4 protein-coding genes are annotated in these 6,540 nt (G+C 75.3%); all 4 read left to right on the top strand.

What is annotated here, in order from left to right; translation table 11 throughout:
• On the top strand, positions 1-858 hold an 858-nt coding region (locus tag ACNQOV_RS17985), incomplete at its 5' end, for a hypothetical protein (protein WP_416396277.1).
• 91 nt (positions 859-949) lie between these two features.
• Positions 950-2,566: a chaplin family protein gene (locus tag ACNQOV_RS17980; protein ID WP_416396275.1), complete on the top strand. Its 1,617-nt coding sequence runs from the start codon at positions 950-952 to the stop codon at positions 2,564-2,566.
• 167 nt (positions 2,567-2,733) lie between these two features.
• Positions 2,734-4,047, top strand: coding sequence for an alpha/beta hydrolase (locus ACNQOV_RS17975; RefSeq protein WP_416396273.1), 1,314 nt, complete (start codon positions 2,734-2,736; stop codon positions 4,045-4,047).
• Positions 4,044-6,479, top strand: a complete 2,436-nt coding sequence (locus tag ACNQOV_RS17970) for a bifunctional lysylphosphatidylglycerol flippase/synthetase MprF (RefSeq protein WP_416396271.1) — start codon at positions 4,044-4,046, stop codon at positions 6,477-6,479. The genes ACNQOV_RS17975 and ACNQOV_RS17970 overlap by 4 nt, the downstream gene beginning before the upstream one ends.
• The last annotated feature ends 61 nt before the right edge of the window (positions 6,480-6,540 follow it).

Below are 6,540 nucleotides of genomic sequence, written 5' to 3'. Positions count from 1 at the left end.
GCGCCGACCGACGCGGCGCCCGCGGCGCCGACCGACGCGGCGCCCGCGGCGCCGACCGACGCGACCACCGCCGGGCCGCAGGCCGGACCCGGGGAGGCGAGCAGCGCCTCCAGGCCCGTCACCGACACGTTCGCGAGGGTCCTCGATCCCGTCACCGGTACCGTCCGGACCCTCGCCGACGCGCGCCCCGTCACCACCGTCGTGCACACGCTCGACGGCGTGGTCGGCGGCGTCCCGGTCGTCCGGTCCGTGCTCGGTGGCGACACCCTCGGGACCGTCACCGGCCCGGTCGCCGGGCTCGTGGACGACACCCTCGGCGACGTCGGCGCGGTCGTCGGCTCGGTCCCGCAGGTCGTCACCGACCTGCCCCCGACGGTGGACGGCGTCCTGCCGGGAGGCGCGGATCCCGTCGTTGACGTCCCCACCGGCCCGGTGGGCGGCGGGTCCACGACCCCCGTCGCGTCCGTCCCGCCGCCGACGGCCTCCGCACCGCACACCGCGGGTGCCGGCGCCCGGGCCGTCGTCCCCGACCCAGCCGCGCACCGTCCCGCGGCCGGCGGCCCCGTGTCCGCGGACCCGACGGCCGCGGCCTCGACGTCGACCGTTCGGGACGCGACGTACGGCGGGCGGGCACTCCTCGTCCCGGTGGGGCACGGCGTCACGTTCGACGGCCCCGCGGGCCCCTCCGGAGCGGGTGCCCTCGGCGGCAGCGCTGCCGGTTCCGCCGGGTCGGCAGCAGCCGTCGGCATCGTCGGTTCCGACGACCAGGTCTCCCTCGCCGCGGGGTCACGCGGCACCCTCTCAAACGACGCCGTCCCCGCGTCGGTCGTCGGCGAGCACGACGTCGCCCCTGACTGAGATCGGTGCGCCTGTCCGGCACGGCAGGCACGCACCACCGGCCGCCTCCTGCGGTCGGCCCACATCTCACCTCGATCAGGGAGCAACGATCATGAACAAGTACGTCTCGAGAGGGCTCTGGTTCGCCCTCTTCGTCGGCGGTCTGACGCTCGGGGGTGCGGTCGCGGCGAACGCGGCGACGACCTCCGGTGCGGACGGCACCGCCTCGGGCACGCAGGTGGCGCCGTCGATCGACGCGCCGGTGTCCGCGACCGGCAACGCACTCGGGGTCCTCGGGGACGCCGTGTCGTCGGTCACCCGACCCGCAGCGCCGGCGACTCCGGCCGCACCGTCGTCCTCGGCTCCGGCTCCTGCCGCGTCGCCGTCCACGTCGGGCGCTGACGGCATCGCGTCCGGGACCCAGGTGGTGCCCGCGGTGACCGCGCCCGTGCAGGTCTCGGGCAACGCGATCGCGGTCGGTGGCGACGCTGCCGCTGCCGCAACACCCGCTGCTGCCCCGGCTGCTCCGGCTGCTCCGGCTGCAGCACCCGCCGCGGCGCCGACGACCTTTGGCTCGGACGGCACGGCGTCGGGCACGCAGGTCGCGCCGGTGGTGGCCGTCCCGGTGACGGTGTCGGGCAACGGCATCGGCCTCGTCGGCGACGGCACCTCGGCAGGGGCAACCGCTCCGGCGACCGGGACCAGGACGTCGACCGCGGGTGGTTCGACCTCCGGGTCGGACGGCACGGCCTCGGGCACGCAGGTGTCCCCGGTGGTGTCGGTCCCCGTGACGATCGGTGGGAACGGCATCGGCCTCGTCGGTGACGGGACGAGCACGGGTTCGACGAGCCCGGCGACCGGGACCACGACGCCGACCGCTGGTGGTTCGACCTCCGGCAGCGACGGAGTGCTCTCGGGGACGCAGGTCCTCGGTGCGGTCGCGGTGCCGGTGACGGTGTCGGGCAACGGCATCGGGCTGCTCGGTGACGGCACCTCGACCGGGGCAGCGACCCCGGCGACCGCGACGAGCACGCCGGCCGCGGGTGGTTCCACCTCGGGTGCGGACGGCACGGCCTCGGGCACGCAGGTGTCCCCGGTGGTGTCCGTCCCGGTGACCATCGGCGGGAACGGCATCGGCGTCCTCGGCGACGGCACGAGCTCGGGCTCGGGCTCGACCGCCCCGACCAGCGGGACCACGACGCCCACCACGGGAGGCTCCACCTCCGGTGACGGGGGACTCCTGTCGGGCAGCCAGGTCACGCCGGTCATCAGCGTCCCGATCACCGTCGGCGGCAACGGGATCGGCATCGTGGGCGACGGCACCAGCACCACCACCACGCCCGGTGACGGCACGACGCCCGGTGGCGGCACCGACCCCGGTGACGGCACCACGCCCGGTGGCGGCACCGACCCCGGCGACGGCACCACGCCCGGTGACGGCACGACGCCCGGCGGCGGCACCGGCGCCGGCGACGGCACCACACCCGGAACGGTGACCGCCCCCGCGACGGTGACCGACGTCGCCGCGGTGACCAGCGCCTCCCGGACCGCGACGCTCGTCGCCACCACGACCGGCACCGCGACCGTCGCCCAGGCCGCCGCGGACGGGCCGGGCACGCAGCCGGCCCTGGCGTACACGGGAGCGCCGTCGCCGGCCCTCCCGGCGGCCCTCGCCCTGCTGCTGCTCCTCGCCGGAGCGGCGACCATGGTGCTGCGCCGGCAGCACTGACGTCGGGCGGACCGTGAGGGGCACCGTGCCGCGGTGCCCCTCACACCCGAGTCCGCGGACAGCTGGACGCATGCCGAAGGCTGCCTGGGAGCCGACAATGGTGAACCTGTGCGGAGCAGAAGCGCCTCCGGGGCCGCCCGGCAGCGGGGCAGCGCCACGATGAGAGCGTGTTCCACGACCTCCTGCGCATCCCCATCACGGGCTCCAACGTCCTCGTGCCGGTCGACGTCATCGCCGCCGCACTCGTCGTGTGGGCGCTCCTCGCCCGGCCGAGGTCGCTCGGCCGGGTGCTCGTCCGGGTCGCCGCCCTCGTGGTCGGTGCCGCCGTCGGGCTGGCGCTCGTCTGGTGGTTCGGGGACGTCCAGGACGCGTTCGGTGTCGCCTTCACCCCGGTGACCCGCATGTGGGTCGCCTTCGCGTGTGCCGGCCTGCTGCTGCTCGTCGTGCTGCTCGTGCAGGGTGGCTGGACCGGTCGGGTGGTCGCGGTCGCCGCGGCCGCGAGCCTGCTGCTCGCGGCGGGGCTCGGGGTCAACGTCGACTTCGGCTTCTACAAGAACGTCGAGCAGGCCATCGCGACGAACCCCTACAAGACCCGGGACCTCGCCGAGCGCAACCCGACGGTGCAGCGGCTGGTCGACCTGCACGACTGGCACGCACCCGCGGACATGCCGAAGCGGGGCGAGACCTTCAGCGTGAAGATCCCCGGCACGATCTCGCACTTCCACGCACGGAAGGCCGTCGTCTGGCTGCCGCCGGCCGCCCAGGTGCAGAACGCTCCGGCGCTCCCCGTGCTCGTGGCGCTCTCCGGGCAGCCCGGCGAGCCGTCCGACCTCTTCCAGACCGGGAACATGGGGCAGTACCTCGACCGGTACGCTGCAGCCCACGACGGCCTCGCGCCGATCGTCGTCGCGCCGGACCAGCTCGGCGCGCCGAACCGCAACCCGATGTGCGTCGACTCCCGGCGCCTCGGCCGCAGTGAGACCTACGTCATGACCGACACCGTCGACTGGATCCGCAAGCACCTCGCGGTCGCCACCGCGCCCTCGGGATGGGGCGTCGTCGGGTTCTCCGAGGGGGCGACGTGCGCCATGCAGTTCTCGTCGGCCCACCCGGACGTCTTCGGGTCGACCCTGGCGATCTCCAGCGAGCTCGCACCGAAGAACGGCAGCCTGCAGCACACCATCGCGGTCGGGTTCGACGGGTCCAGGTCGGCGTACGACGCGGCGACGCCGATCGCCGAGATGCGCGCGCACGGCCGCTACGCCGACCACCTCGTCGTCTTCGGGGTCGGTGGCGACGACGCCCCGTACAAGGCGTCCACCGCCACGCTCCGGGCAGCGGCCGAGGCTGAGGGCATCAGCACGCAACTGGTCGTGTCGCCGGGCTCGGCGCACGACTGGAACACCGTGCGGTACGTCCTCGCGCACGGTCTGCCGTCGGTGCTCGCGCACCTCGGTCTCCCCGCGAACGGACCGCTGTGAGCGCCGCCACCGGCAGGGTGTCCCAGGCGGTGTCGACCGTCCGCCGCCTCGTCGTGACGCGTCCGGTCACCACCGCGATCGTCGTCCTCGTGCTCGCGACCTCGACGCTCGCGTTCGTCCTCCGCCTGCAGCACGGCGCGCAGGCGACGGTGTTCGGGCCGTTCCGCGTCTTCGCCGCCTCGACCGGCGTCCTCGCCCTGCTGGTGACGCTCGCCGGGGTGGTCGTCCTCGTCGGGTCGTCGGAGCGGCTGATGGGGTCGTGGCGGACGGCGCTGGCGTTCGTGGTGACGACGATCGTGGGCACGGGGATCGCCGCGTTCGCCGTGCTCGTCGACCTCGACGGTCGGGGTGCGGTGCCGATGGTGCTCGGCCGGGCCACGAGCTTCGACCCGTGGACCGCCATCGTCGGCACGGTCGTCACCGCGAGTGCCTTCGCGGGCACACTGTGGCGCCGCCGGATCCGGGTGAACGCGCTGGCCGTGGTGGCCGCGCTGCTGCTGTACGCCGGGCACGTCTCCGACCTGTCCGCCGTCCTCGCCGCGGCCGCCGGCTGGGTGCTCGGCGAGCTCCTCCGCCGCACCCCGAAGCGGCAGGGCTGGGTGCGGAGCTCGCACCGCGAGACCCGGGTGCTGCTCGGCACCGCCGTGCTCGTGTCCGCCGTCGGCCCGGTCATCGCGCTCGTCTCCCGCGCGCGCGTCGGGCTCCTCGCGCCGATCGCCGCGGTCGTCGGCCAGGGGCCGGTGTCGCCCGTGCGGGGGTGCCGGTCGGACGGGGTGCCGGGGGAGTGCCTCCGCGGCCTCCTCACGTTCCACACGACGAGCCCCTGGACCCTCCTGCTCGCCGTGGCGCCGCTCCTCGTGCTCGTCGTCGGCGGCCTCGGACTCTTCCGCGGCAGCCGGTTCGCGGTGTGGCTCGTGGTGGTCGTCGACACCGTGACCGCCGTCGCCGCGGCGATCACGTACGGCCTCGTCCCGGGGCGCACCGTCGCGCTGCACGGCGTCCAGGACCCGTTCGTCACGGACGTGTCGATCGTCGCGTCCATCATCGTCCCGCTCGGCACCGCCGTCGTCCTCGTCCTGCTGCGGCGGTCGTTCACGGTCCTCACCAGTCGACGCCGTGTCGTGACCTTCGCGGTGACCGTCGGGGCGGCGGCCATCGGCCTCGTCGTCGTCGTGCTCGTCGTCGCAGCGTCGTCGGCACACCACGTCGAGGACCCGCTGCGCCTGGCGCTCGCCGTGCTCGGACCCCTCGCGCCGGTCAGCTCGTGGGACCGGCTGCCGTCCCTCGACCACGCGCTCCGGCTCGTGCTCGGGCTGAGCGGACCGGTGCTCTGGACGGTCGTCGCGATCGCCGCCGTCCGGCCGACCGGTGCCGTCGAGCCCGACGCGGACGCCGACGCCACGCACGCCGACCGCGAGCGCGCCCGGGCCCTGCTCGTCGCCGGCGGCGGAGACGCCTTCGGCTGGATGACGACCTGGCAGGGGAACGCCTACTGGTTCGCCGAGGACGGTCGCGCCGGCGTCGCCTTCCGCCGGAACGGCCGGGTCGCGGTGACGGTCGGCGGGCCGTTCGGCTGGCCCGACGCGCGAGCGGCCGCGATGACCGCCTTCGCCCGGTGGTGCGACGACAACGGGTGGACCGCGGTCTTCTACGGGATCGGTGCGGAGACGGCCGGTGTCCTCACTGCGCAGGGGTGGGGCACCCTCCCCGTCGCCGAGGACGCCGACTTCGACCCCCGCACCTGGACCACGAGCGGGAAGAAGAAGCAGGACGTCCGGACCTCGGTGAACAAGGCGGCACGCGAGGGCCTCACCGCCACCTGGTCGAGCTGGCAGCAGCTGCCGGCGGCCACCACGAGGCAGATCGAGGCCATCTCGGAGGAGTGGGTCGCCGAGCGCGAGCTCCCCGAGATGGGCTTCACCCTCGGCGGGGTCGACGAGATGCGCGACCCCGCCGTGCGCACCCTCGTCGCGCAGGACGAGGAGGGCACCGTCCTCGCGGTCACGAGCTGGCTGCCCGGGCACCGCGACGGCCGGGTCGTGGCCTGGACGCTCGACGTCATGCGTCGCACGCCGGCCGCTCCGAACGGGGTGATGGAGTTCCTCGTCGCGAGTGCCGCCGACCGGATGCGCGAGGACGGGATCGAGCGGCTGAGCCTGTCCGCCGCGCCGCTCGCCCAGGCCGCCGAGAGCGCCCAGCCGGCGGACGGCGTGCAGAGCCTGCTCGACCTCGTCGGCGGAGTGCTCGAGCCGGTGTACGGGTTCCGGTCGCTGCTGCGCTTCAAGCAGAAGTTCGGTCCCGACCTGCACCCGCTCGTGCTCGCCTACCCGGACCCCGTCGCGCTGCCGTCGATCGGGATCGCCGTGGTCCGCGCGTACCTGCCCGACCTGTCGCTCCGGCAGGCGGTGGCGCTGGCCCGCGGACGCGGCTGAGCGCGCCACGCGGGGCCGGGAGGCGCGGCGGCGGTCCGCCCCGCGGCCCACGGCACCGACC

The sequence above is a fragment of the Curtobacterium sp. LFS084 genome (assembly GCF_047977705.1).
Taxonomy (GTDB): Bacteria; Actinomycetota; Actinomycetes; order Actinomycetales; family Microbacteriaceae; genus Curtobacterium.
The sequence above is the reverse complement of the archived record's forward strand: the minus strand, read 5'-3'. Positions and strand labels throughout refer to the sequence as shown.